This is a genomic window from Stieleria maiorica (genome assembly GCF_008035925.1).
GTDB classification, from domain to species: Bacteria; Planctomycetota; Planctomycetia; order Pirellulales; family Pirellulaceae; genus Stieleria; species Stieleria maiorica.
This window is the reverse complement of the sequence record NZ_CP036264.1, coordinates 9,016,759-9,042,148: the sequence shown is the minus strand read 5'-3', so window position 1 is coordinate 9,042,148 and position 25,390 is coordinate 9,016,759. Positions and strand designations below refer to the sequence as shown.

Genomic DNA, 25,390 nt, shown 5'->3' with positions numbered 1-25,390 from the left:
TGATACCAGACGACTATCAGCCGTTTGGCGCGAGCCTACGGGCCCTTCCCGGAGGAAACAACGCTTAAATTAGCGGTATCTTGCTTTAGCCGCACACTGTCGCTGCGATCGCAGCGACGGGAATCGCCTAAAGGCTAGACACCAGCGATTGCTGAATCCCTATTCCGACTAACTCCTCGATCTCGATCCGCACCATGAAAGACCATTCGGTCGCACCGGCCGGGCTGTTCGCGCCCGAGCGACAACGCCGTCTGATTGATGCGCTTGTCGCACGGTTTGAAACCTGTCAAAAGCAGCGTCAGGAGCTCATCAACCGGCACGCCGCCCAGAGGGACGAAGAAGAGCAGCAACTGCTTTCCGATCGCAGTGGGGTGACGGCCGAATGTCGGCGGCAGCGGCGGATCACATTGGGCCAGTGGGATGCGGCCGAAGAAAAGGTGTTCACCGCGTACGAAGAAGACACGGTGCGGCTGCGCACCGAGCTGAACCGTCTGGCGTCGCTGTATCGCAGGAAGTCGGCCGAGGGGAAGCTTGCGATCGAGCGGAAGGTCGAAGCGCGGCGCGAAGCCGTTTTGCACCAGTTCGAAGTGCGACGGCATCAACCGGGGGAACAGAGCAAGAAGGAGATCGAACAGATCAATGCTTCGTTGGTGCCGCTGAGCGAAGACGTTGCCTGGGCGCGCGATCTGACGATCCGTCGCTTGGATCGCCTGCCCAACGTGCCTCCGCCGGAAACCCCCGAAGAGGACATGAGCGAACCGACGCCGGAGTCGATCAAGCAGGCGATCGACACCGTGTACGTCCTTTCGCGAAAGTGTCGCGGCTTTGTCACCGAGTTGCAGACGAGTGCGGCGGCCAAGTTCGACGATTCGTTCTATTTGCCCGGTGGTGTCGCGGTCGCCGTCGTCTTGTGGTGCATCGGGGTCCAGGTCGCCCAGCCGGACCAATACTGGGTGTACATGATTTCCGGCGTCGTGGCGGCGGCGTTGATCGGATTTGCGATTTACGCGGCGTTGCTGATCCCCCTGCGACGACAAACCCGACGGACGTATCCGCTGATCATGCGAACGGCGGCGGCGGCGGAAGAGGCGGCCGCAGCGGGGCGAAAGATTTCCAAGGACACCGCGCGCGACGCGCTGGCGGAACTTGAGGACCGCCGCGACCGGCACCTGGAAGCCGCCAAACATTGGCGCGAAGAACAGTTGGAATACTTGGCACAGCAGCTGGCCGCCGAGCAGCAGGCGGCCGAGGCCAAATTGAAAGAACGATTGGGGCAACTGGGCGATGATTTCCTGGCCGGTTATGGCAAGGTCAATTCCGAAATGCATCATCGCGCCGAACAAGTCGCCGCAACCATCACGGAGCAGTTGGCCGATACCGATCAAGCCTTGCATCGGCAACGCGAAGCCAATGCGCGTCGACGACACGAAGAATTGCAACGCGTGACCGATCGGATGCGCGACGGCGTGCGGGGAGGCCTGGAGCGGATCAAGTCGACCGGGAAAGCATGTTCGCTGCGATTTCCGTCCTGGGACAAGGTCGCCGCCGAGCCACACACCGAATGCGACGAGCTGGATTTTGTGCCGCTGGGGCATTTGAAAGTGTCCGAGTTTCTGGCCCGCACGTTGACATCGGAAAGCGTCAGCGAAGCCTCCGACGGATCGGGAAACCATTCCGGACAGGTCAAGCCGATCTTTCGCAGCGGTGACCTGCCCGACGAAATGCCCGTCGCTCTGCACCGGCGGCTGCACAGCGGATTGATCATCCATGCGGCGGCCGACCAGATGCCCCGGGCGGTCGACTTGGTCCATCAGGTGTTGTGGCGGATGCTTTCGGGGACCTCCGGCGGCCGAACCAAGTTGACGCTGATCGACCCGATCGGTCGCGGTCAGAGTTTCACCTCATTCATGTCGCTGGCCGATCACGACCCCAGCTTGGTCAGCCATCGCGTCTGGACGACCGAGAACCAGATCGAAACACGTTTGGGGGAAATCGCCCAGCACGCCGAGGACGTCTTGCAGTCGAGTCTGCGTGACCAGTTTCAACGGGTCGAAGATTACAACCAGATCGCCGGATCGATGGCCGAACCGTATCAGGCCGTCGCGGCAGTGGGTTTCCCCGAAGGCCTGACGCGTGGCGGATACAAACATCTCAAGGCGCTGATCGAAAGCGGCATTCGCTGTGGCGTGTTCGTGTTGATGGTTTGCAAGGACAACCACGCCTGGCCGAGCGATCTGCCGTTGCCCCATGACAGTCGGGTGTTGGAATTGGCGGTGGGCAAGGACGGGCGTTGGAGCGTCCGGCACGAGGGGCTGGAGCGATTGGAGTTTTTGCCGGCGGAGAACGTCGCCGCCGATCTGCGCGGCGAACTGACCGATCAGATCGGCACCGCCGCGACCATGTCGGCCCGAGTCGAGATCCCGCTGGAGTCGATCTTGCCGGCCCAAGGCGGCAAGGCGCGGACCGACGATGGAATCGACATCACCATCGGCAGCCAGGGTGGGCAGCGGACGCTCGGCCTGGAGCTGGGCGAAGGCGTCCGCCAGCACGTCTTGATCGCCGGTAAAACCGGTTCGGGAAAAAGCACCCTGCTGCACTCGATCATCACCTCGGGTGCGCATCACTACACGCCGGATCAATTGCAGTTCTACCTGCTGGACTTCAAAAAGGGCGTGGAGTTCAAAACGTACGCCGATAGCAGATTGCCACACGCCCGCGTGATCGGCATCGAGAGCGAACGGGAATTCGGCCGCAGCGTGTTGCAGCGACTGGACCAGGAACTGCAACAGCGCGGTGAACTGTTTCGATCGCAGTCGACACAAGAATTGTCGGACTATCGCGCGGTCAGCGGCAAACCGATGCCGAGGATCATTCTGGTGATCGATGAATTCCAAGAGCTGTTCATTCGGGACGACCGGGTCGCGGCGGACTGCTCGATGCTGTTGGACCGTTTGGTTCGCCAGGGCCGCTCGTTCGGAATCCACGTCGTCCTGAGCAGCCAATCGCTGGCGGGGGCCTATTCGTTGCCGCGTGCGACGCTGGGGCAGATGGCCGTTCGGATCGCGATGCAATGCAGCGAATCGGACGCCGCGTTGATCTTGTCCGATGACAACACCGCCGCACGGCTGATCACACGTCCCGGCGAAGCGATTTACAACGATGCGGGCGGATTGATTGAAGGCAATCAACCGTTCCAAGTCGCTTGGCTGAGCAGCGATCAACACCGCGAGTTTTTGACCAAGATCGCAACGCGGGACAAGGCGTTCACCGAAACGTTGCCCCCACCGGTCATCTTCGAAGGCAATCGCCCTTGCAAATGGTCGGCCCCGCTGGCCGCCGCTGCGATCGGCGACCGAGCCCGGGCGGGCGAAGAATTGCACGGGTTGTTGGGCGAAGCGGTCGAGATCGGTCCGCCGGTGGCGATCGAATTGTCTCGCAACGCGGGCCGCAACGCGGTCATGATTACGCCGCCGGAAGCTCGCGGGGGATTGCTCTCGTCGGTCCTTTCTGGATTCGCAAAATCCAACCGCGATCTGGAAGTGATTTACTTCAACGGTAACCGTTCCAACGAAACCCCGTCCTTGTATCCTTGGTTGCAACGCGGCGGGTTCAACGTTCGGCAGGTGAAGCCACGCGACAGCGCGCCGGAGATGGGCAAGCTGGCCGAGTTGGTGAAGGAACGCGGCGACGAGGCGGAGGGAGTTCACCCGATCATCGTCGTGATCGATCCGCTGGATCGGTTTCGCGACTTTCGCCATGAAGATGCCTTCAGTTTTTCGCTCGACGCGACGCAAGGCAGCATGTCGGGAGGCCAGGCACTGCGTGAAGTGCTCAAGGACGGGCCGCCGGCGAACGTCTATTGTGTTCTGGTGTGCGGCGGGGCGGAGATCTTGACCCGCTGGTTGCCGCGGCAATCACAACACGATGTCGAACTGCGCGTGCTGGGGCAATTGAACGCGTCCGATTCGTCGCTGTTGATCGATTCGCCGGTCGCCAGCGAACTGTCCGCAGCGACGATGCTGTTGTACGATGAACCGGCCGGTCGAATCAGCAAGTTTCGACAGCCCGACCAGGCTGATGCGATGGACGTCAAGGCTTGGCTGGAATCCTAGGTGTTGGTGTCTAGCCTTTAGGCGATTTCCCTGTCGCTGCAACGCAGCGACACGCGACCGCCCGGAAGGGCCGTCGTATCCAAAGCAGCGAAAGAGGGCGGCTAAAGCCTGCACACCAACACGTATGCCCGTGCTATGCGGGTCAGGCCTCAATTCCACGTTTTGTTCCCCGACCAAGTTTCATCGCGACGACCATGCCATCGATCTTTAGCAAAATCATCGACCGCGAAATCCCCGCCGACATCGTTTACGAAGATGACATCTGTTTGGCGTTTCGCGACATTAATCCCAAGGCGCCGGTGCATGTGTTGGTGATCCCCAAGAAAGAGATCGTGTCGTTGGCGGAATTGTCCGACGAAGACGAATCGATCGTCGGGCACTGTGTGGTCGCGCTCTCCAGGATCGCGGCACAGGAAGGATTGAAAGATGGCTACAACATGGTCGTCAATTGCGGCGAGGCGGGAGGCCAGGAGGTGCCGCATCTGCATTTTCACCTGTTGGGCGGAGCGAAGCAGACATTGGTGTAAGCGAATGCGCTGGTGTCTAGGCTTTATCCTTAAGCTCGGCAAGGGGCGTATGTGGTAGCGGAATTCGCCAAGAATTTCGGCTTTTCCCGTGTGGACTGCTTCGAGTCGAAAGCCTTGGCGGCTTCCGCTACGGGTTTAGGGACAACGCTTGGGTACGACGGCTCTTCCGGGCGGTTACAATGCAGCGAGGGGGAGTCGCCTAAAGGCTAAACACCAACGTGCGCTAGGATCGAACCACCGATTTTCCCTGGCCGTGCCACAGGGAATCCTTCGGCGTCAGCCCCGAGAGGGTTTGGGCGATGACGGCGGTGCGGCGCAGGGCGTCGTCAAGCGGTTCGGCCCACGGGCCGTGGTTGGCTCGCTGCCAGGCAGGCCGCACCAGCGCCATGGTTTTCTCGTCCCCGCCTTCCAGCGGATCGGCCGGCAAGCGGTCGTAGTACGATCGGAACATGGTGGTCGAGGCAAAGAAGGATCGCAGCCCGTGGCGGTCGGCCAGGGCGGCTTGCACGCGCAGGCAGGCGTGTTCGTGGAATTTCTTGGACGGATCAAAACTCTCCAGTCCCCAGTCCGGCCGGTGCACGCTATCGGGACCCTCGCACAGGGCGTGGCAGACCTCGTGCAAGATCATCTGCGCCAGCGAATCGTCTCGGTCCAGTGTTTCCGGGGTTCCGATCGTTAGGACGTCGCGTCCGTTCCAGGAGGCGTTGACTTGGTTGCTGCGTTCGACCCGCATGCCCATTCGGGCGGCGGCGTGGATCCAGACCAGGTCCAGCGGGTCGGAGTAGGTTTTGTCGATAATTCGCAACGGTGGACACTCAAATGGCGGGAATTAACGGGTGCCCTTTGCCAGATTTGGGCGATTTGGACATAATGCGGACTTCTCACGAATCTACCGGGAATCACTCATGTCGTCTGCTGTCGAGCCCAAGTCGGAACTGGAAAATCAGACCGTTTATTTTCGTTGCATCGCGGGTTGCTCCGCCAAGCATTCGATCTTTGACGTGATCTACACCTGCCCCTCGTGCGGCAGTTTGCTGGAAGTCCATCACGAGCGCGAGCCGCTGCGGAAACGGAACCCCTACCAGTGGCAGCAACTTTTCGATTCCCGTGCCAGCACGTCGACGTGGCCTTACGGCAGCGGCGTGTGGGGGATGCGGGAGTGGGTGATTCCGGCGCTGAAAGACGAAAACGTCGTCAGCATGTTCGAAGGCAATTCGAATTTATTCTGGGCCGAGCGATTGGGGCGGCAATTGGGCGTGCCGGATTTGTGGATCAAGCTGTGCGGCAACAGCCACACCGGAAGCTTCAAGGACCTGGGCATGACGGTCTTGGTCAGCGTCGTCAAGCAGATGATGGCCCAGGGCAGCCCCGTCAAAGCGGTCGCCTGTGCCAGCACCGGTGACACCAGCGCGGCCCTGGCCGCCTATGCCGCCTACGCGGGCATCCCCGCGGTCATTTTCCTGCCCGCGGGCAAGGTCAGCACGGCGCAGTTGATCCAGCCGGTCGCCAACGGCGCGCATGTTCTGGCGCTCGACACCGACTTTGACGGCTGCATGAAGATCGTCCAGGAGGTGACGCAGGACAATTCGATCTACCTGGCCAATTCGATGAACAGTCTGCGGATCGAAGGCCAAAAGACGGTGGGGATCGAAATCGTTCGGCAGTTCGATTGGGAAGTGCCCGATTGGATCGTGATCCCCGTCGGCAACCTGGGAAACATCAGCGCGCTCCACAAGGGATTCCGGCTGATGATGGACCTGGGGTTGGTCACCCGGATGCCCCGGTTGGTTGCCGCCCAAGCCGCCAAGGCCAATCCGTTTTATGAATCCTACAAGAAGGGGTTCAAAGAAAAGGTTCGAGTGACGGCCCAGGACACACTGGCCAACGCCATCCGGATCGGCGACCCGGTCAGCTACGCCAAAGCCGAACGGGCGATCAAGGAAACCGACGGGATCGTGGAACAGGCGACCGAAAACGAATTGGCCGCGGCGGCCGCTCACGCCGACCTGACCGGCATGTTCACCTGCCCCCACACCGGCGTCGCGCTGGCCGTGTTGAACAAGCTGATCAAAAAGGGCGTGATCAATTCCGACGACAAAACGGTCGTGATCAGCACCGCTCACGGGTTGAAGTTCACCGACTTCAAAGTCGCCTATCACGAATCACGGCTGGATGAAGTGACCAGCGAGTTCGCCAACCCGGCGGTCCACCTGCCGAACGACGCCGACGTGGTGAAAGCTGAGATCGAAAAACGGCTCACCAAAACAACCTGACGCAACGCTCGCCCCCGTATTCAAGTAAGTCGTAGTGGACGACGCGAGGAGTCCATGCACTTGGCGATCCGAACGGGCGAGTCGCCTCGCCCCTAAAACCATCTGCCCCGAAGGTTGGTGTCTAGCCTTTAGGCGATTCCCGATCGCTGCGATCGCAGCGACAGTGGGCGGCTAAAGCATGAACACCAGCGATTACTGCGTTCTCTTCGACGCAAGCCCGTGCCATTGGGGTCTGTCTCTTCTTGGCGAATCCGCTCGACGGTACTGGCCGATGTTAATTCGGTGAAAGCGCCGGTTTGGGCGTGTAGCGACGCAGTGCAGGCTGGGGCGAATACCCACGCAGCGCGGGCTGAGGCGCATAGCCGCGCAGCGCGGGACGGGGAACGTAACCGCGGAGGGCGGGCTGAGGTGCCCATCCATAAAGTGCCGGACGGGGAGCGTAGCCGCGAAGTGCCGGCCTGGGCGCGTAGCCGCGCAATGCCGGCCTGGGAACATAACCCCGCAGCGCCGGTTGCGGGACGTAGCCGTCCAGTGCGGGGCGAAACCGATTGGTCGTCGGTGCTTGCGGGGCCAGACGTTGTTGACGCCGCATTTCCAGCGCGTCGGCCCGTCGTTGTTGCATCCGGGCTTGATACTCCGCGAATTTTTGTGGATCCGCCTGTGCCCGTGCGCTCGAGCACAGGAAGCCGCTCGGGCAAACGATCATCAGCGTGATGACCAACCGGATCGATCTCATGGCTCAATTCCTCGTTCACAGAAGCCTAAAACCGTGGCTTGAAACTGCGGCCTGATCGGCGGGTGCGACGGTGGGAAGCCACGTCGGTGTCGCGAATTGCACCGGGCGGCAGGGAAGTAACTCATTATACCCGCCCGGGCAATGGAAGCGGTGGTGATTTCACGGATCTCAGGCTGTGTTTCATCCCCGGGTTCGCCTTGCCATCCGCTGGGCCGATTCGATTCTGGCTTCGGAGCCTGTCCCCCTAAGTACCGCCCACGATCCATGTTCTCGCGGCTTCAAATTCATCGAACGCGAATCTCTTGATCTCGGCATTGACAAAATGAGGCGCAATCTTAGCGGCAATCCCGCCGATCGGCGAATCCGTTGCGAACGCGATCCGTGCGACTTTTTGATGATGCTCTTTGACGAATTTTAAATGCGCCACTAACGAAGAGAACGAGTCCCATCCGGGAAAAGTTCGAACATGAATCATGATTCCGTTTAATGCGTCATGCTCTTCAATGTATGGATCAATCAACCGACTTGCTGTTTCAAAATCCTCTTTCGACAGTTCGCCATCAGGCTCCAGGATTGCGATCCCTTGATCTTCATCTAACTGGACGTTCAACATGTTTCAAACCTCGCATTTGGTGAGATTCATAGAGCGTTCGGAGGTCGCAGCGTCGGCACAATCGACCTGAATCCAAAGACATCCTACCCAACCAGGCCATTCGGCAACAAAGGGTTCTGACCCTTCAGCTTCGTCAGCTGGCGTTGACCAGGATCCTCCGCAACTGACCTTGGAGGTCGAGCAGGACATGAATCGGAAGGAGAGGTGGTCAATAAAGGCTTTGATTTCAGTTGACGCGTGAACGAGTGCACCGGTTCACGGCTTTGTTCGCTGGCCTACCTGTGGAGACGCGTTCTTGAATGAATGCTCATGCACTTGAATCCAAGTTTGATCTTCATTCTTACCACGAGTCACAGAGATTGATGTGATTTCGCCAGACTCGGCAACCACGAGGAAAGTGACGTGCGCGAGGTCAGAACGAAGATGGTGTGTGATCGTCACCCGGGCAGCACTGGTCTTGGTCTTTCCGGGGCCAAGCCAAAATCCAACCGGCAACTTTGTCTGATGCGGAAATTCCCGTCCGAGAATCTTCCAGTTTGGCGGCTCGAAACCAGAGTGCTTGACGTAGTACGCGACGACCTTCTCGATTGTGTCGTCAGTCGAACGGACATCAATGGATTCGTGCGGCCAAGCAGCTTTCTCGCCTTCAGGGCCTGCCTTAGACAAAAGCTTAGATTGTGGATAGATCCAAGCTGAATCCTCAGCGTGACCTGCATTGGTCGCAAGAGCAAAGCCAATCACGGAAAACAGGCCAACGGCGAAGAGTGGACGATTCATAAATAGCGATCCAATCTGTCCAGCGAATGAAATGCGTCACCGGGACGCGCAAATGAACTTCAATTGCGAAACAACCTGACTCGCGTACTCCGTGCACGCGACTGTACTGTCGTCTATTGCACCATGCCACGAGCGAAGACGATCGACTCGCCGTCAAGCGTTACCGTTCCGTGAATCCGATCTGCATCAACATACACCGCCATGTGACCAGCTGCTAGGATTTCGCGAAGCCCCGCTTCTGACAAGGAAAAGGGTTCCAGTGGGTGAACGCCATCAATAGCTGTCGCGACGAGCACGACATGGGTGGGATAGTCAGCGAGTTTTCCGAGCGGATTCCCGTCGGCATCCCACATCGAACCAGCTCCATTGTAAGTGCTAATGAAGTACCCGTCCTCGGTGTACCAATTCCAGAATCTCTCGCCGCTCGCGAGCGATTTTTCGTTTGACGGCGAATTCCATGGTTGGGAAATGTCGAGTGAGCTTGCAATTTCATGTTGCTCAATGTACGGCAAGATTGAGCCGACCCAAGAAAAGAGAGGACGACCGTTTGGATCCGTCACGTTTCGATCAGGAAGAAAACCATTCACGGTTTGATAGTTCAGCAGTGCCAGATGCAGCTGGCTCAATCGTCCTTGGGCACGCATCCTGGCCGCGGTCCGACGGGCATCTGGGACCAAAACTACCGCACCAATCAGCAACGGAGTGACGCATGTCGCAAGTAAGAGTTTCCATCGCATCGCAGGTCTTTCAATCGACGGAACGTGATGGATGACGCGTCCGCCGCGAGCGATCCTGCACTTCAATAAACACGACGCCGCGACTCGTCGTGCAGTACACCCAACATGGGTGTGATCTTGTGGGGTGAAGGTCCCCTGTACTTCATTCCGGTTCTTTCGAGAGATCAGTGTACCAAATCAATCACTAACGAAAGACAGTGCGAGGCGAGGGCAACTGCGGAAGGGTGACCGGCCGTGGGAAGAGCCACCCCAAATGGTGCCGCCCACGAATCAATCGCTCCCACATGGAATTGCTAGCAGTCTCGCGTTGGGGGGGCGCCGCACGTTGATGGCTGGCAATAGATCGGTGCGTCAATGACGAAGGCAGGGAGGAGAGAGTAAAACGCTGAGGCGCAGAGAGCGCAGAGGATGAGGCACTCAATTCCGTATCTCTGCGTCCTCTGCGCCTCTGCGATTCAAAACCATGTGCGAGTGGTGCCATCCAAGGCTGGCAATGATTTCGACGCGATGCGTTCAATTACGGATGCTGAATCGCGAATGATGTCAACCACTATTCAGGCGGCACCATGGACTTGCTGCAGTCGCGTGTTGCCCGCAAGTTTGATGGGTGGCACCAATTGCGCTGGTGGCACCAATTGCGCTGGGCCTTGAGCATTCCAAGAAATCCATCCCCGGTGGCTGACGCCCTCGTTGTTATACACAATTCATTCCCCTGATCTGGTTGCATTTGGACCAAAGCTTCGCCAACAACTACTGATGTCGTAGAGTCGTTCCATGCCGCGCATGACCGTATCGGTGCCAGGCTCGTCATGTCGTGGTCGGTCGATGTAGCCGCCAAGCCGAGCGATCATGCGGACGATCTCCTTCAACGTCGGTGGTTTCTTTGGCGGATCTTCCCCGGTGACGATCTTGTATACCGGCTGCCATTCGTCGGCTACGAATACTGCTTCACAGCTGACGTCTGGACATTCGCGACCGATCCGCACGCTGTAGAACGTTCGCCACGCCAAGATCATCGAAACAGCGAGACAACGCTCGAATCGTTCGATCTTTTCAAACCGCTTTGCTTCGATGCGAGTGCCTGATTTGAGAGTTCGGAAGAATACTTCGATCAACCAGCGAATGCAGTAGTAAGACAACACCAGCTCAATCTCTTCCTTGTTCGAAATCGGCATATTGGTCAGCAACAGCCAACTGATAGGCGTATCCCCTTCAGGCGGATCGATCTCGTGAGCCCAAATCGCGTTGACTTTCGTGGGCCGTAGGTGTCGATCGGGCCGATAGGGGTTCTTCAGTGTCAGCGTCGTTGCACGCACCTCGAGTTCGCATTGGCGTGCCTCTCGCGGTTGATTGCGTGCTCGTTTGTCACAGGCTAACTTGGGTTGGTGCGAACGAATCGTTATCGCTTTGGTGTAGCGTACTTTGCTCGCGGCGAGTTTTTCATGCAGATTTCCTGATGGCCGACCGTGCTGATCAACGATCGAACGGTCATAGCAACTGCGAATAATCCACCAAAAGTTCTTTGGAGAATCGGAATTACACTCGATGACTTCAAAGATGTCCGCTTCGCTGTCAGCCACGCAGACAACTTGCGTTTCGGGGTGCTCGCTAGCGATTAACTGTGCTTCGCGGTGGTTTTCAAGCCATCGCAGAGACTCCTTCTCTTCAATCGGCACTTTCTTTCGATCATCGGCTTTTGACGGACCTTCCTCGCGAGTCCAAAGTTCCGCTGCAACGGTTCCTAAGGGCGTGCCGGTGGGAGTGAACGCCATCAGCGGGTGAAGCAACTCGCCGTAGCGTGAACTGCCATCTAGCGGACCGGCCCCTTCTACTTGCGTGTTAGGTTTCGTCAAATCCAGTTCCGTCGTATCGTGAGCCAAGATGACAACTTCTTGCTCAGCAAGACGCTTATAGCAGGCATCTATATGGGGCGCTAAAATGTCCTCAAAGCAGATCGCATCGTTATCAAAAAGTCGGTAGGCTGCCGTTGTTTCGTTGTGTCCTGCGCCGACTGCAGCAGGAATGCTCTTGCTCGGCAAACCAGCCATGGCGGAGAGCACTTCGGCAAGTCGTTCATTTCGTCTCTTGTCGCCAAGATCCACCGTTTCTAATTCGTCAATCACCCATTGGCTCACCATCGCAAACACTCCGTTGCTACCTGTCGTGCACCTGAACTCCCTGTGAGCAACAGTTTGAGCGATTTCGCGAATCAATACATCATCAAAAATTTGTGTATAACAACGAGGGCTGACGCCACCGGCAGACACTCTGCCGACCCTCCGGGCCTAAGACACATCACGCCGCCAGCCAAATGGGATCCATCGACCCTACTGGAATCGGCAGCCACCCCAAATGGTGCCATCCACGAATCAATCGCTCCCACATGGAATTGCTAGCAGTCTCGCGTGGGGGGCGCCGCACGTTGATGGCTGGCAATAGATCGGTGCGTCAATGACGAAGGCAGGGAGGAGAGAGTAAAACGCTGAGGCGCAGAGAGCGCAGAGGATGAGGCACTCAATTCCGTGTCTCTGCGTCCTCTGCGCCTCTGCGATTCAAAACCATGTGCGAGTGGTGCCATCCAAGGCTGGCAATGATTTCGATGCGATGCGTTCAATTACGGATGCTGAATCGCGAATGATGTCAACCACTATTCAGGCGGCACCATGGACTTGCTGCAGTCGCGTGTTGCCCGCAAGTTTGATGGGTGGCACCAATTGCGCGCCAATTGCGTTGGGTTCGCGCTGCCATCGGTGGGCACTGATCGTCCTTGTGGGGTGGAGCGGCCGGGGAGGTGAAAATGCGTTCTAATGAGGGGCCATTTTGGCGTCTGGAATCTTCCACCCACGGAACGTCTTGTCATGACTGATCGAACTCGGATCCTTCTGCTTTCCATTTGGGCGGGACTGCTGGCCGGCCCGCCGGTCGTGCCTTCGGCGGGCGCCGACGAGCGGCGGAATGTGTTGATCATTCAGACCGACGAACACAACTTTCGGACGCTGGGGTGCTATCGCCGGACGCTGCCGGACGAGCAAGCATTCGTCTGGGGGAAAGACGCGGTCGTCGAGACACCGGCGATCGATTCCATCGCACAGCGCGGCGCGATCTGCACGTCGTTCTACGCCACCAGCCCCGTTTGCACGCCTTCACGCGCGGCGTTCTTCACCGGGCTTTACCCCCACCAAACCGGCGCCCACACCAACAACCAACCACTGCACAGCGACATCGTCACCTTTGCCGAAGTGCTTCGGCGCGAGGGATACGCGACCGGATACGCCGGCAAATGGCACTTGGACGGACCGGGCAAACCCCAGTGGGCTCCGGAACGCCGATTCGGATTCGCCGATAATCGGTTCATGTTCAATCGAGGGCACTGGAAGAATTTTCAGCTCACCGATGCCGGCCCCCGCGTCGGTGCGCGCGACAAGAACGGCGCCCCCAGCTATGGGGTCGCTGATGCCGACGAGCAGACCTTTGCTACCGATTGGTTGGCCGATCGGGCGATGGACTTTATCCGCGAGCATGCCGACCAGCCGTTCTGCTATCACCTTAGCCTGCCCGATCCTCACGGTCCGAACACGGTGCGCGCGCCCTACGATACGATGTACGCCGACATGGCGATTCGGCCGCCGATGTCATTTTCGATGTCGAAAGAAAACCCGGCCTGGGCCGCCGTCGGGGGAAAGAACTCGGCGGTCAAATTCAATCCGGCGTTGATGACACTGTACTTCGGGATGGTCCGCTGTATCGATGACAACGTCGGTCAAATCTTGGACACGCTGGCCGAGCTGAAGCTGACCGACAAGACGATCATTGTGTTCACATCCGACCACGGGGACCTTTGTTTCGAACACGGTCGGTTGAACAAGGGCAATCCGTACGAAGCGAGTGCGAAGATTCCGATGATCATCGCGGCGCCGGGTTTGATTCCGGAGGGGACGCGAGTCGACCAGGCGCTCGGCACCGTCGACTTTGCGCCGACGTTGTTGTCGCTGCTCGGCAAAAACACCGCGCATCCAATGGCCGGCCGCGACGCGTCGCCGTTGCTGACCGCACGGCAAGGCGAACAGTGGGACGACGTTGCGATCATTCAATCCTCCGGTTCCAGCCCGTCGTGGTTTGCGGTGATCACCGACCGCTACAAACTGGTCCTGTCGATGTCGGAACGCCCGTGGCTGTTTGACCTGGAAAATGATCCGGACGAATTGAAGAACTCCATCGGCTTGGACCAGAACCGCGACGTCGTTCGTCGTCTGGCAACTCGCCTGCGTGATTACGCACGATCGCAAGAGGCGGGGTTTCTGAATGCGAAATTGAAAGGGCAGATCGAATCACTGCTCGACAAATAACTCGGTCGCGTCAGTTTTCATAGCCCTTGAGGAACATGGTCACGGTTTTGTTGACAAAGATCGACTGCTTAATGGTGGTGGAGCTTTTTTCGACGCCGAACAGAGCAGGCCAAAACGCGTAGGCCATTAGCATGCCGACGAACTGGTCGGCGGCGAGTTCCGGGCGCGGGACTCGCAATCGCCCGTCGCGGTGGGCGGCCCGCATCCAGTCGGCCAACATCGTGTTGATGTGCTGTGTTTGCTCGGAGATCAGCGCACTGTATTCGGGCACCATCATCAGCCGCGACAGCACGACGCGGGCGAGGTCGCGATAACTTTCATCTTTCAGGGTGTCGATGATCTCGTTGGCGATGCGTTTGAGTTGCCGCGGCAGCGGTTGTTCCGCGTCGTACTCTCCCCCCGTCAGCACGTCGGACCGGTCCATCATCTCGCGGACGATCGCTTCGAACATCCCCTCTTTGCTGCCAAAGTGGTTGTAAACCGTGCGCTTCGACGCACCGGCGGCATCGGCGATCTGGTCCATCGTGGTGTTGTCGTATCCATACTTGCGGAATTCGGCGACCGCCGCGGCAAGGATGTCGGCGCGTTTTCGATCGGTGTGCTTCATGGGGCTGGGTGGAATGTGTCGTTTCGCGGAGCGACGCGGGGCGTCTTGTGGCCGACGCCCCGGAAGGGCCATCGTACTCCAGAGAAGCGGTCGCCCGATGCGAGGCAGTCCCGCAGGGCTGCGCTACTGCGGTACCTGACGCGCTTTTTCCAATTTACACTCACGGGTTTACTTTCTCAACGCCGAAAAGTAAACTCGATGGTGTAATTGATGATTCAGCGGGGCGAGAACTGCGCCCTGCCGCATCGCCGCTGCCCGGGCGGGAATTGCCTCCCCCGGGATGTTCGAACGGATCACGCGTTATGTTTCACAGCAAACCTACGGCCGTCTTGCTCGCGACCTCCGTCCTCTTGTTGTCGGGCTGTTCAAAGCGGCAGAGCGATCTGCCGCCCAAGGCGCCGCGACCGGTCACGGTGATGGATCTTATGAAGATCGTCCCGGAAGACTCGTTCACCGTTTCCGGTTCGGCGACGTCTTGGAAAACCGAACAGATGGGTTTTGAAGTCGGCGGGCGGGTGCAGTGGGTACTCGAACCGGGAAAGAACATCGACGGGCGGACGATGGATGCCGACGGCACGGTGATTCAAGACGGAACTCCGCTGGCGGCTCTGGACCCGACGCAGTACGAAGTGGCTGTCGATTCGGCACGCGCGTCCCTGGAAGCGGCCCAGTTGGACGCGGAGATCATCGCCCAGCGGATCCGAGATTCGATCCCCGCGGACATCCGTTCGGCGGAGGCGGATTTGAAGTTGGCCCGATCGGAGTACGACCGAGTGCAGTTGCTGCGACAATCCAATGCGGCATCGCAAGCAGATTTCGAGGACGCACAAAACCGCGTCGCGACCGAAGAGGCGCGACTGGATCGCTTGAAGGCTTCCAAGAGCCAAGCGGAGGTGGAGCTGAAAGCAGCCGAAGCACGCGTCAAATCGGCTCAGCAAGCTCTGCGCGATGCCGAGCGAGATCTGGAGAACACGGTCCTGTACGCGTCCTACCCCGGGCAGATCTCCGAAGTCCAAGTGGTCCCGGGAAGCGTGGTGTCGGCCGGGTCGCCGGTGTTGACACTGCAGATGATCAATCCGATCAAAGTGGCGATCGAGGTTTCGGCAAAACAATCCCGCGACCTGGAGCGGCGTCGTCAACTACCGGTCTCCTTCACCTTACCCGACGGCAGCCGAACCGAACGTAACGCGATGGTTTACAACGTCGATCCCAGCGCCGATCCGTCGACAAGAACGTTCTCGGTTTCGCTATTGATCATGAACGAACAGTACCGTGCACCGTTGACGCACTTGGCGGGCGGCGAGACGTTCGCACGCACCCAGGACATTTGGCCGCTGAAGTTGAACAAGATCATCGGCGCCCCGGACAACATTCTGGTCGTCGAGGAAAACTCGATCGAACGGGACGCCGGCGGCGACTACGTTTGGGTCGCAACCAATGCCCGTTTCGGAGAACGTCTGCAGGAGGTCACGACGGTCCGAAAACACTACTTGACCGTTCTGGATGCGAGGTTGCCGTTTCTGGGCAATTGGGTTTTTCGTCCGGTGCTGTTCCAGCAAAACAACGATAACGACGGGGAGAAAATCGACCGCGAGTCGTTGATCACTGGAAAGCTTGAGTATCCCGACGACGATCGCGCGAACTGGGATGGCAAGTCGGTGGTGGTCGATGGTGGGGCACATTGGGTGCTGCGTCCCGGGGATCTGGTCAGCGCGAGCGTGTCCGATCGCCGCCGCGAGGAAGGCTACTTTGTGCCCGTCGAAGCGATCTATCAGGAATCGGATCGCACGTACGTCTTCTTGGTTGAAAACGATCGAGCGAAACGGACCGAGGTGATCGCCGAGCTTCCGGAGACGTTGAGTTCCGGTTCGTTGATTCAGATTCGTTCCCTGGCCGGCGATGAGTTCGCTCCGGGGGCTCGAATGATTGTCAAGGGCGTGCACTTTCTGATGGACGGCGAGCCGGTCAAGGTGATCACCAGTGAGCTGCCCGAACATGTTTCACCCGAACAAGAGCCTGTCTCCGGCAAGGAGGTGTCCCAATGAACCTGCCGGCGCTGGCGGTCAAATACCGCCCGATCGTGATTTCCGCGACCCTGTTGTGCATGGCATGGGGCGCGATCACCTACTTCACCATTCCACGGCGAGAGGATCCGGAGTTTACGATCCGTGTCTGTGTGGTTTCCACGACATGGGCCGGGGCGCCGGCGGAGAAGGTCGAGGAATTGATCACCGACAAGCTTGAACAACAGCTGGTCAGCATTGAAGAGGTGGATCACATCCGATCGACCACGTTGACCGGCCAATCGACGATCTTCGTGGAGCTGGACGATCGAGTCCCGCCTGCGGAAATCCAAGCGGTCTGGGACAAGGTGCGGACGCGTGTCGAGGCAACGGAGATGCCGGACGAGTCGATCGAACCGGTTGTCAACGACGAATTCGGTGACACCGCGGTTCTGGTGCTCGCGATCCATCAGGTTCCCACGCACGGGCGCGATCACGTTCGGCCTCAAGACGCCTACACGCTGCGACAGCTGGAACGATTCGCCGAGGACGTTCAGGACGAGTTGCGGTTGCTGCCGGGGATTGCCAAAGTCGACATGTTCGGTGCCCGCGAGGAGGCCATTTTCATTGAAACGGACCTGCCCAACTGGTCCCAGTTGAATCTCACCACCCGGCAGTTGGAGGATTTGGCGAAGGAGCGAAACATCATCCAACCGGGCGGTGACATCGATACGTCGGCGGGCCACTTTTCGGTCAAGCCTGCCGGCGAGTTCAATGCGGTCAATGAAATCAGCCAAATCGCCAGCGTGGTGCGTTCGGACGAGGGCGGGAACAGTGTGTACCTGTCGGATCTGGGGTTGAGCGTCCGTCGCGGTTATGAAGATCCCCCGCAATACCTCTGTCGCTATGGCGATACCCAGGAAACGTCGCCGGCGGTCACGCTGGGGATCACGATGAAGTCGGGTTCGAACATCATCGACATCTGCGATTCGGCCAAGCGACGGGTTTATGAATTGACGGAGTTGGAAAAACGGCTTCCGCCGGACATCGCGGTGACACCGGTCAGCGATCAATCGGAAAACGTTTCGGCAAAGATCGGCGAAGTGGTATTGAATGTGGTCGAGGCGGTTCTGATCGTCGTGGTCGTCGTTTTCTTGGTCGTCGGCTTTCGCACCTCGTTCGTGATGGCCGCGAACATTCCGATCGTGGTGTTGATGTCGATCGGGTTTATTTCTGTCTTCGGCGTCCAGCTGGAACAGATTTCTTTGGCCGCCCTGATCATTTCGCTGGGTCTGTTGGTCGACAACGCGGTGCAGGTTTGCGATCAAGCGCGGACGAACCAGATGGCGGGGATGAAACCCTTTCCGGCCGCGGTCGAAGGCGCCAACACGCTGGCGATTCCGATGCTGGTGGGAACGCTGACGACGATGGCGGCGTTTGTGCCGATGCTGGTCGCGCTTGAAGGTGGCGGCAAGGAATACATCTACAGCCTGCCCGTGACGGTCTCAACGACACTCGCGCTCAGTTGGGTTCTGGCGATGACATTGTGCGTGATTTTGGCGGGTACGTTTATCCGCACGCGGCAGGATGATCGCCCCGCATCACCGCTGGTGCGAGCGGCGGCGAATGTCACCGGGCGGGTCACGCGATTGCTGGGACGACAGTCGAGTGTGTCCAATGAGCAGGGAAGTCACAAAGAGGGCTTGCTGTTTCGGATCTACGAACGCACCGGTCGGCTGGCATTGCGATGGAAATGGTTGACGCTGCTGGCAACCCTTGTGGCGCTCGGACTGGTCCTGACATTGCCGGTCAGTTCTGAATTCTTTCCCGATGCCAATCGTGATCAATTCGCCGTCAAGATCCATTTGCCCGAGTCGGCGACGATCGCGCAGACGGACGCCGTCGCAAAGCAGGTCGAACAGATTTTGCAACGACTGAGCCCCGTTGCTTCCGGCGAGCCCGTTTATGGAGGCCACGAGGAAAAACTGCGTGCGATGCGAACCCTGGTCGGTGGAGGCGGATCCAGATGGCACCTCGCCTGGACGCCTGAGCCGCCGGCACGGAACTATGCGGAAATCCTGGTGCGGACGACCGACGGTCGCTACACGTCAGACTTTTCTCATCGCTTGCGGACGGTCTGTGAGCGTGGCGATGCGGAGTTGGGCATCGAACCGATTGCCGGGGCGCGGATCGTTCCGGTCAAGTTGGCTCTCGGACCGCCCGCCGACCCGTTGGTGTTTCGCGTGATCGGCAGCGGGTATGCCGACCCGGCTCTGCTGCGTCAAGCGGCCAATCGGCTGAAGCGAATCGTCAACGCACAACCAGAAACCTGGAACGTGCACGATTCCTGGGGCGTGGAGGGGTACCAGATTCAAGTGGACGTCGACAAGGATCGGGCCACGCTGGCGGGTGTGACCAACGCCCAAGTCGCCAAGACACTCAATTCGTATTACTCGGGACTGAGGCTGACGACGTTTCGCGAGGGTGATCATCAGGTCCCGATCTACTTCAAGTTGCGTCCCGAGGAACGCCGCTCGATTCGGGGGCTTCAGGAGTCGTATGTGGAAGGCGACAACGGCAAGATCCCGCTGTCGTCGCTGGCCGGATTTCAATTTTCGTGGGAACCGGCCAGGATCGAGCGTCGTGACATGAATCGCGTGATCAAGGTGTCGGCGCAGATGGAGCCGGGGGTCACCGGAAATGATGTCGTCAATCGTGTGTTGCAGTTGGAGGACTTCCAACGGCTGGAAGCATCGTTGCCGGTCGGTTTTCGGATCGAAACCGGCGGTTCGTACGAAGAAAGTCAGGAAGCGGGCGGGCAGATGATGATTTCGTTCGGCATTTCATTCTTGCTGATCGTGATGTGTCTGGTCATCCAGTACAACGGATGGTCCAAGCCGTTGATCATTCTGGCAACACTGCCGATGGCGTTGGCCGGTGCTTGGCTGGGTCTGTTTCTGTCAGACAATTCACTGGGGTTCATGCCGCAGCTAGGTATTCTGGCTTTGTTCGGCATCGTCTTGAACACCGCGATCATCTTCATCGAGTTTGCGGATCTATTGATTGCAGAGAAGGTCCGGGCATCCGACTCAGCGGGCCCGATCGCGGGCATCGATCGAGACGTCTTCCATCAAAGTCTGCTTCAGGCCGGAAAGCAACGGATGCTGCCGATCTTTTTAACCACGGCAACGACCGTCGGCGGTCTACTGCCACTGGCTTTGAGCGGAGGCCCGTTGTGGGCCGGACTTGCCTGGTGCATGATCGCCGGCTTGCTGCTGACGACGGTGTTGACGCTGTATGTGGTTCCCACGTTGTATGCCATTTTGGTGGAAACCTTGCGCGTCAAGCCGGTCGCCGTGGATGCATCACTGGACAGTGCCACGATGGTTTAGGAAGATCGCGAATCGCGGTACGAACGTAGCGACCTTCGCCAGTAGGTGAACCGCCGGCGTTGTCCACGCTCGCACCGAGCGTGGCTACGTCAACGTGGGTTTCCCAGGCTCTGGCGAGCGTAGCTACTTCAGCGCGCCGTTCATGTCCACTTTGCCCCACAGGTTCGGGCTGAGCATGATTTCGCCGGGAATGTCGTCCACTAGCATTGTCGCCGGATTGGCCCAGTAGGAACGCAATTGTGTCTCGCGTCCTTCGGCATCACCGAAGGTCACGCCAAAGTCGGCGCGTAGTCGGCCCTGTGGATTCAAGCCCAGGTCGCTTAGCGGGATTCTTGCGTCGACGCGGTAGCCTCCCGACGATGTCTTGACGTCGATCTGGACATCATCGAGCTGTCGCACGTCGTTGACCGTTTCGCCGCGCCAGGGCGAAGTGAACTCGACCGGGTTGTCGCCCTCGCCACGGTGGTGGTACAGCACGGCGATCGCGCGGCCGTCGTGTGGGGCGATCGTCAGTCGCTGGTCGCCGGCGACCGGTCCACGACGCCGCGGGTCGGCATCGGGATCGACGCCGATTTGCAGATCCACCGTATCGCCGGTGGCAAACAGTGTGGTCCAGTCGCGGCCGTTGTTGATCCAGGGCGAGGGATCCTGGACATGATAAATCAGATGCAGGTGATCGCCGTCGATCGAGGCCTTCAGTGTTGCCTTGAATTTTCCGTTCTGGTCCCAGCTGATTTCGCCGGGCAGGCGGAAGACCTTTTCGGACTGTGACTGGGCGACCGATCGCAGCATGGCGCGCTCGGCCGCGGCAATCTGGGCTTGGGAAACCGGCAGGGAGCTGCCGCTTAACCGTTTTGTTTCGGCCAGACCGTGAAGCTGGTAGATGCGATAGGGTCCGTGGCCGATCTGCACGAAATAAGAGTCGTCTTTCGCCGAACGATCGAAAACCCCTCCGAAAATCTCGCCGCCCAAACGGTAGGCGTTCTGCGCGTAACTCACCCGGACATCGGTAAAGCATTCGTCGAGATAAACCCCATCGGAAGTGAGCAGGAAACATCGTCCGTGGTTTCCGTTCAGGAAGAAGACGTCCGCTTGGTCATCCAGCGGTGCCATGCCGAGGATGCCCATCGTTCCTTGCAGTACGCCGGATTGTGGCAGCGGCGCCTGGTGCGAGCCGTGAACGTCGCTCCACCTATTCGGATAAGTCCACAGTTGTTTTCCGTCGTCCGCATAGGCGTTCAATTCCGGTTCGGAGTTAAAGATGAAACGGCCGAAACGGTCACGCGCTGTGGAGACGTTTTCGCGATGGTAGCCAGAGCTTAGCGAGACGTCGGTTGAGCCGGTTTCCAGTGCTTCGCTGAGCGAGGGGTAATCCGGGATACCGTTGGCCAGCATCCCGCGCGGTGCGATTTCCACGATCTTCACCTGCCCGTCGACCGAAGCGGGGACTCGGAAGGTCAGGGAGTCCTGGCGAAATCCCCAGGGGCCACCGCCGTAGCGAACGCCCTCCTTCGTAAAGCTGAACTCGTCTACCTGAGTCTGGCCGTCTCCATTGCGGTCCACCCAAAATACGCCGCCGACGCGGGCCGCCCACGGTTTCCCGTCTGTTCCGTGCCCCGGGCGTTCTTGTCGACGTTTGTCAGGCCAGTGGGCGTAGAAGGCGTCGATGTAGGCTTGCGGCGGGTCCCACTCACATCCGTAGGAAAACTGATGCGTGCTGGCTGTCGCGGCGATGGGGCGGGTGGTCCCGTCGTCCAGCAGTTCCAGAATCAGAGCAATCTTGCCTCGCGTACTGAGAAACGTTCGCCCGGCTTCGCGAAAGAACCAGTATCCCATCGGGTGATAGCGTCGGAAGTGCCCTTCATCAATCGCCATGACGTGCGTCGGCTTCGCCGTGTCGGTGGCGATATCGACATCCCAGAGGCAACCGAGACCGATCCAGCGATTCGGGTTTTCCGGATCAAAACCGGAACCGACGCCGCCGTAATGTGGCATGCCAAATTTTTCGTAGACGACGGACTGTTTCTGTAGATCCCAGGCCAGAATACGTTTGGGATTCCAACGCTTTTCGGTGACCCAAAGCTTTCCATCGGGGCCGATGGCCAGTCCGGCGGGGTTGACCATGCGCTGGGGATCATAGGTTCCTTTGTACGGACCGCCCGGTTCCCCAAACGCTGCGAGCCGCTGCCCCGAGGCGGAGACGTGGTGCACTTGATGCGTGTGATGGTCGCTGATCCAGAAGTCGCCGTCGGGCGCGACGGCCAGGCCCGCGATGTCGATTTCCTTGGCGTCGAAAACCTGCTTTTGATCACTCAGCGAAACGATGCCGGAATCCGTCGCGGCAAAGATCTTTCCGTTGCCCGCGGCGAGATGACGGACGCCCGGCAGCGGCACGGTGTTCAGCCGCTTCCCTGTCGCTGTGTCGTAAACCCACACACACTGATTGTCCCGAGAGCCGACGTAGAGTTGGTCGTCCAGAATCGCCAGCCCCGCCAGATTAAAACTTTTCAGGTCGCGATGGCTGGTCTGCGGCCCAACCTGGACGCTATCGACAATCAGAGCGCGTTGTCCGTCCGGGAAGGAGACTACTTTTCCACTGGCGATCTCATAGCGGACCACGGATAGATCCCAGGATGCTTTCCAGGAATCTGAACTCCAGTCGATGCCGTTTTTACCGCCCCAGCGAAAGCCGTCTTGGGCACAATAGAGATAATGTTGATCGGCTGCGATGGCATTGTGACCGATGCCGAAACCATGCTGATGTTCATATCCCTGCACAAAATTTCCATCGGCATCAAGCGCCATCAGCGCCCAGCCGCCTTCGGTCACCGGAGCGGCGAAGAAGACATTCTTGCCATTGCTCGCCGCGTGGTGGAGCAATCCGTGGTTCGGGCCCCAGGGACGCCGGTCGATCGGTTCCATTCCGCCGGCAAAGTGCTTGCGAAACTCCGGTTGAATCCCCGGATGTGCGATGCCTCGCCAACGATAGTTACCTGGCGAGACGAGCTGTCCGGCTTCGTTCAGACCGTCCCAGACGACGCCGTGGTTACCGGCGGAAAACGACTGGCCGGAGATCAGGTTGCGAACGCGGTCCCCGTTCTCGTTTTCGATCACAATGCTCGCCTTGCCGTCGACGGGCTGCTGGAAATCAATTCGGATCTGTTCACGGCGCTCCGCGATGACTTCGCGATAGTTGTCCAGGTCGAACGGCGCCCAGTGCGCCGGATTCTTTGAAAACGGAGCATGGATGGGTTGTTTGTCGACAAAGCCGATCCGCTCGCGGCGGTGGGGCGTTTCCACCGCTACGGCCAGACGCAGGTTTGATGCATCGCCGTTGGGGAGCCGGACGATCCGGTCTTCGGTCCAAAACGCTTCGCCGTCACTAGCCACACCGAGCGTTACTTTCGCGGCTACATCGTCGGGAACGCGTACGCCGAGCATCCGATCGGAAATCGCCACCGCGATGGGGATTTCTCCCGGGCGGTGCAGGTCATAAAACGCTTCCTCGGGAAACTCCGCCACCGCTTTCGCATTTCGCTTGGACGCTACCGCAGGGGGCGCGGTCGACGCGTCTGAGCGAAGTCGAAGTTTTACCAGGCGTTGCTTTCCGGATTCGAATACGACCATGCGATCACCGGACAGGGCCACTTGCATCGGCGCGTCCAAACCCTCGTACTGGGCGATCACGGAGTCGCGAGACAGTGATTCGAATAATTGCACGCGTCCGCCCGTGGTATCGCTGACCGCAAAGCGGACTCCGTCACCATGAATGAACAGCGATTCGCCAAAACCTTGCAATCGGCGAACCAGTTCCCATGTTTCGCCGGATGGTCGCAACACCGCAATGGTACCGCGATCGGCTGCCAGCAGATGACCGTCCTGCCACGCCAAACTGGTGCAGTTACGCAGTCCCGGCAGACGCACCGGCGTCGGATTGCCGTCGACATGGCCTGATTCGGCGAGGGAAAAATCTAGCGTGTGGCCATCGGGTTGCGTCACGAGCAGGCGACGTTGTCCCTTGCTGTTGGTGTAAACGGTCGATCCGGGATTGCCGTTGCCCAGCGTGACACCGCGCATCCCTTTCCATTCAAAACGCGACCAGCCGTTGGTGTCAAAGACAGAACCACACGTGCTTTGAACGGATCCGTAATGTGTCTTGATGAAACAAACCGTCCTACCGTCCAAGACGATGGGCTGCGTCAACTGTTGGGGTTCCACATCGCCGATGGAAAACGGCGTTTCCGGACCGTCATCCCAACGCAGACTGCCGTGCGGTGTCCAAATGTTGCCGGCCGAATCGAGCGCCAAAGCGGCGACATCGGCGAGCGCACCGATCCGGCGTACGGGGACGAAGCGGGATTCATCGCCCTGCCAATGAAGCAACTGAACGACCCCTTTCAGTCCCGAAATCGCGAACAGGTCAGGTGTCACCTGGACCAGCCCCGTGCCGTGATTGATGTCCGCGCTGGCCGGCAGGTATCCGATGAACGACCCCGACGCGCCGCCGAGTACGACACCGGGATCGGGTTCGAATCGCTCATTGAAACGGTGAATCGTTCCGTGCCAGCCGTGCGCATGCCAGAACCGTCCGATCTTCTGAGGACGTGTGCCGCGGAACGGCTTGGGGAAACCGGCTACCGGAGTGCCGTCACGCCAAGCACGGACATTGTCACGGAAGAATACGAACACCGTTCCGTCGTCGGCGCTGACAAACAGATGCTGGGGGGATTCGTCCAGTGTGGCGATGGAAGTTCTTGCACCACTCAACGGGTCCAGCCAAAGCAACTCGCGGTCGGCGACAATCGCAACACGTCCTTGGAAAGACCCCGGAGACAGCACATCTGCGCGACCTTCGATTCGCTCCACCTTGCTACCGGGGACGGCGTCGAGCGGCAGGCGGTAGAGGTTTTTTCCGAGCAACAAAACCAAGTGCTCTTCGGCCAAGGTCAACTGGTCACGGAACTGGTGGTTGGCATCGGGAAGCTCATACGAAGCGAGCAACCGCCCGTCGAGGGCGTAACGATTCAGCCTTGTCGAACCGCCACGTTCCCAAAGCGTGTTCTCCGTGTCCAACAGCGGTCCCATTCCGGCGGCGGGTTTGTCAGAAAACACGACCAGGGAATCGTCCGAGCCGCCCGAATTGGCGAGGACACCGTCGAAGCGAAGTTCGGCCGCGATCGCGGATCCAAAGAACAGTGTCCAGAAGAATAGCGTGCAGATACCAAGAGTGACGCTGTGATAGCCAAAAGGAATCATGACAAGAACGT

Annotated in this window: 14 protein-coding genes; 6 read left to right on the top strand and 8 right to left on the bottom strand. The window is 59.0% G+C overall.

The features are described 5' to 3' along the window. Positions 1–194: 194 nt before the first annotated feature. Together Mal15_RS30635 and Mal15_RS30630 are read left to right on the top strand one after the other, a co-directional pair. Positions 195–4,112, top strand: coding sequence for an FtsK/SpoIIIE domain-containing protein (locus tag Mal15_RS30635; RefSeq protein ID WP_147871238.1), 3,918 nt, complete (start codon positions 195–197; stop codon positions 4,110–4,112). Between the two features lie 194 nt (positions 4,113–4,306). Further along, entirely contained in the window at positions 4,307–4,639 is a 333-nt protein-coding gene (locus Mal15_RS30630) for a histidine triad nucleotide-binding protein (RefSeq protein WP_147871237.1), read from the top strand. 223 nt (positions 4,640–4,862) lie between these two features. On the opposite strand, the gene Mal15_RS30625 is transcribed toward Mal15_RS30630, so the two are convergent. Beyond that, positions 4,863–5,444 carry a hypothetical protein gene (locus Mal15_RS30625; RefSeq protein ID WP_147871236.1) on the bottom strand — a complete coding sequence of 194 codons (582 nt, stop codon included), beginning with the start codon at positions 5,442–5,444 and terminating at the stop codon, positions 4,863–4,865. Between the two features lie 100 nt (positions 5,445–5,544). On the opposite strand from Mal15_RS30625, the gene thrC reads away from it, so the two are divergent. Then, on the top strand, positions 5,545–6,912 hold the full coding sequence (gene thrC, locus Mal15_RS30620) for a threonine synthase (protein WP_147871235.1): 1,368 nt from the start codon (positions 5,545–5,547) through the stop codon (positions 6,910–6,912). Between the two features lie 274 nt (positions 6,913–7,186). Here thrC and Mal15_RS30615 read toward each other — a convergent pair whose 3' ends face one another. From Mal15_RS30615 to Mal15_RS30595, 5 genes are all read right to left on the bottom strand, one after another. Then, positions 7,187–7,648: a hypothetical protein gene (locus tag Mal15_RS30615; protein WP_147871234.1), complete on the bottom strand. Its 462-nt coding sequence runs from the start codon at positions 7,646–7,648 to the stop codon at positions 7,187–7,189. A gap of 244 nt (positions 7,649–7,892) precedes the next feature. Beyond that, a complete protein-coding gene (locus Mal15_RS30610) occupies positions 7,893–8,261 on the bottom strand; it encodes a SpoIIAA family protein (RefSeq protein WP_147871233.1) in 369 nt (122 codons plus the stop codon). Between the two features lie 255 nt (positions 8,262–8,516). Beyond that, positions 8,517–9,038, bottom strand: coding sequence for a hypothetical protein (locus Mal15_RS30605; protein ID WP_147871232.1), 522 nt, complete (start codon positions 9,036–9,038; stop codon positions 8,517–8,519). A 113-nt stretch (positions 9,039–9,151) separates the two neighbouring features. Further along, entirely contained in the window at positions 9,152–9,775 is a 624-nt protein-coding gene (locus tag Mal15_RS30600) for a DUF1559 family PulG-like putative transporter (protein WP_147871231.1), read from the bottom strand. A 704-nt stretch (positions 9,776–10,479) separates the two neighbouring features. Beyond that, positions 10,480–11,913, bottom strand: coding sequence for an IS4 family transposase (locus Mal15_RS30595; RefSeq protein WP_147866711.1), 1,434 nt, complete (start codon positions 11,911–11,913; stop codon positions 10,480–10,482). 720 nt (positions 11,914–12,633) lie between these two features. Between Mal15_RS30595 and Mal15_RS30590 the strand changes: the two genes are divergently transcribed. After that, positions 12,634–14,121 (top strand): sulfatase family protein, encoded by a 1,488-nt coding sequence (locus tag Mal15_RS30590; protein WP_147871230.1) that lies wholly within the window; start codon positions 12,634–12,636, stop codon positions 14,119–14,121. Positions 14,122–14,131: 10 nt separating this feature from the next. On the opposite strand, the gene Mal15_RS30585 is transcribed toward Mal15_RS30590, so the two are convergent. Continuing rightward, a complete protein-coding gene (locus Mal15_RS30585; protein ID WP_167547152.1) occupies positions 14,132–14,728 on the bottom strand; it encodes a TetR/AcrR family transcriptional regulator in 597 nt (198 codons plus the stop codon). A 302-nt stretch (positions 14,729–15,030) separates the two neighbouring features. Here Mal15_RS30585 and Mal15_RS30580 point away from each other — a divergent pair, with 302 nt between their 5' ends. Beyond that, positions 15,031–16,773 (top strand): efflux RND transporter periplasmic adaptor subunit, encoded by a 1,743-nt coding sequence (locus Mal15_RS30580; RefSeq protein ID WP_147871228.1) that lies wholly within the window; start codon positions 15,031–15,033, stop codon positions 16,771–16,773. After that, complete coding sequence (locus tag Mal15_RS30575; RefSeq protein ID WP_147871227.1) at positions 16,770–20,123, top strand: efflux RND transporter permease subunit; 3,354 nt, start codon at positions 16,770–16,772, stop codon at positions 20,121–20,123. The genes Mal15_RS30580 and Mal15_RS30575 overlap by 4 nt, the downstream gene beginning before the upstream one ends. Positions 20,124–20,246: 123 nt before the next feature. Here Mal15_RS30575 and Mal15_RS30570 read toward each other — a convergent pair whose 3' ends face one another. After that, positions 20,247–25,379: an esterase-like activity of phytase family protein gene (locus Mal15_RS30570; RefSeq protein ID WP_147871226.1), complete on the bottom strand. Its 5,133-nt coding sequence runs from the start codon at positions 25,377–25,379 to the stop codon at positions 20,247–20,249. Positions 25,380–25,390: the final 11 nt, after the last annotated feature.

Excerpts from the sequence above, each read along its gene's own strand:
- Mal15_RS30635 (WP_147871238.1), top strand. The coding sequence starts at position 195 with ATGAAAGACCATTCGGTCGCACCGGCCGGGCTGTTCGCGCCCGAGCGA.
- Mal15_RS30585 (WP_167547152.1), bottom strand. The coding sequence starts at position 14,728 with ATGAAGCACACCGATCGAAAACGCGCCGACATCCTTGCCGCGGCGGTC.
- Mal15_RS30615 (WP_147871234.1), bottom strand. The coding sequence starts at position 7,648 with ATGAGATCGATCCGGTTGGTCATCACGCTGATGATCGTTTGCCCGAGC.
- Mal15_RS30600 (WP_147871231.1), bottom strand. The coding sequence starts at position 9,775 with ATGCGATGGAAACTCTTACTTGCGACATGCGTCACTCCGTTGCTGATT.
- Mal15_RS30575 (WP_147871227.1), top strand. The coding sequence starts at position 16,770 with ATGAACCTGCCGGCGCTGGCGGTCAAATACCGCCCGATCGTGATTTCC.
- Mal15_RS30595 (WP_147866711.1), bottom strand. The coding sequence starts at position 11,913 with ATGGTGAGCCAATGGGTGATTGACGAATTAGAAACGGTGGATCTTGGC.
- Mal15_RS30580 (WP_147871228.1), top strand. The coding sequence starts at position 15,031 with ATGTTTCACAGCAAACCTACGGCCGTCTTGCTCGCGACCTCCGTCCTC.
- Mal15_RS30605 (WP_147871232.1), bottom strand. The coding sequence starts at position 9,038 with ATGAATCGTCCACTCTTCGCCGTTGGCCTGTTTTCCGTGATTGGCTTT.
- Mal15_RS30610 (WP_147871233.1), bottom strand. The coding sequence starts at position 8,261 with ATGTTGAACGTCCAGTTAGATGAAGATCAAGGGATCGCAATCCTGGAG.
- Mal15_RS30630 (WP_147871237.1), top strand. The coding sequence starts at position 4,307 with ATGCCATCGATCTTTAGCAAAATCATCGACCGCGAAATCCCCGCCGAC.
- thrC (WP_147871235.1), top strand. The coding sequence starts at position 5,545 with ATGTCGTCTGCTGTCGAGCCCAAGTCGGAACTGGAAAATCAGACCGTT.
- Mal15_RS30590 (WP_147871230.1), top strand. The coding sequence starts at position 12,634 with ATGACTGATCGAACTCGGATCCTTCTGCTTTCCATTTGGGCGGGACTG.
- Mal15_RS30570 (WP_147871226.1), bottom strand. The coding sequence starts at position 25,379 with ATGATTCCTTTTGGCTATCACAGCGTCACTCTTGGTATCTGCACGCTA.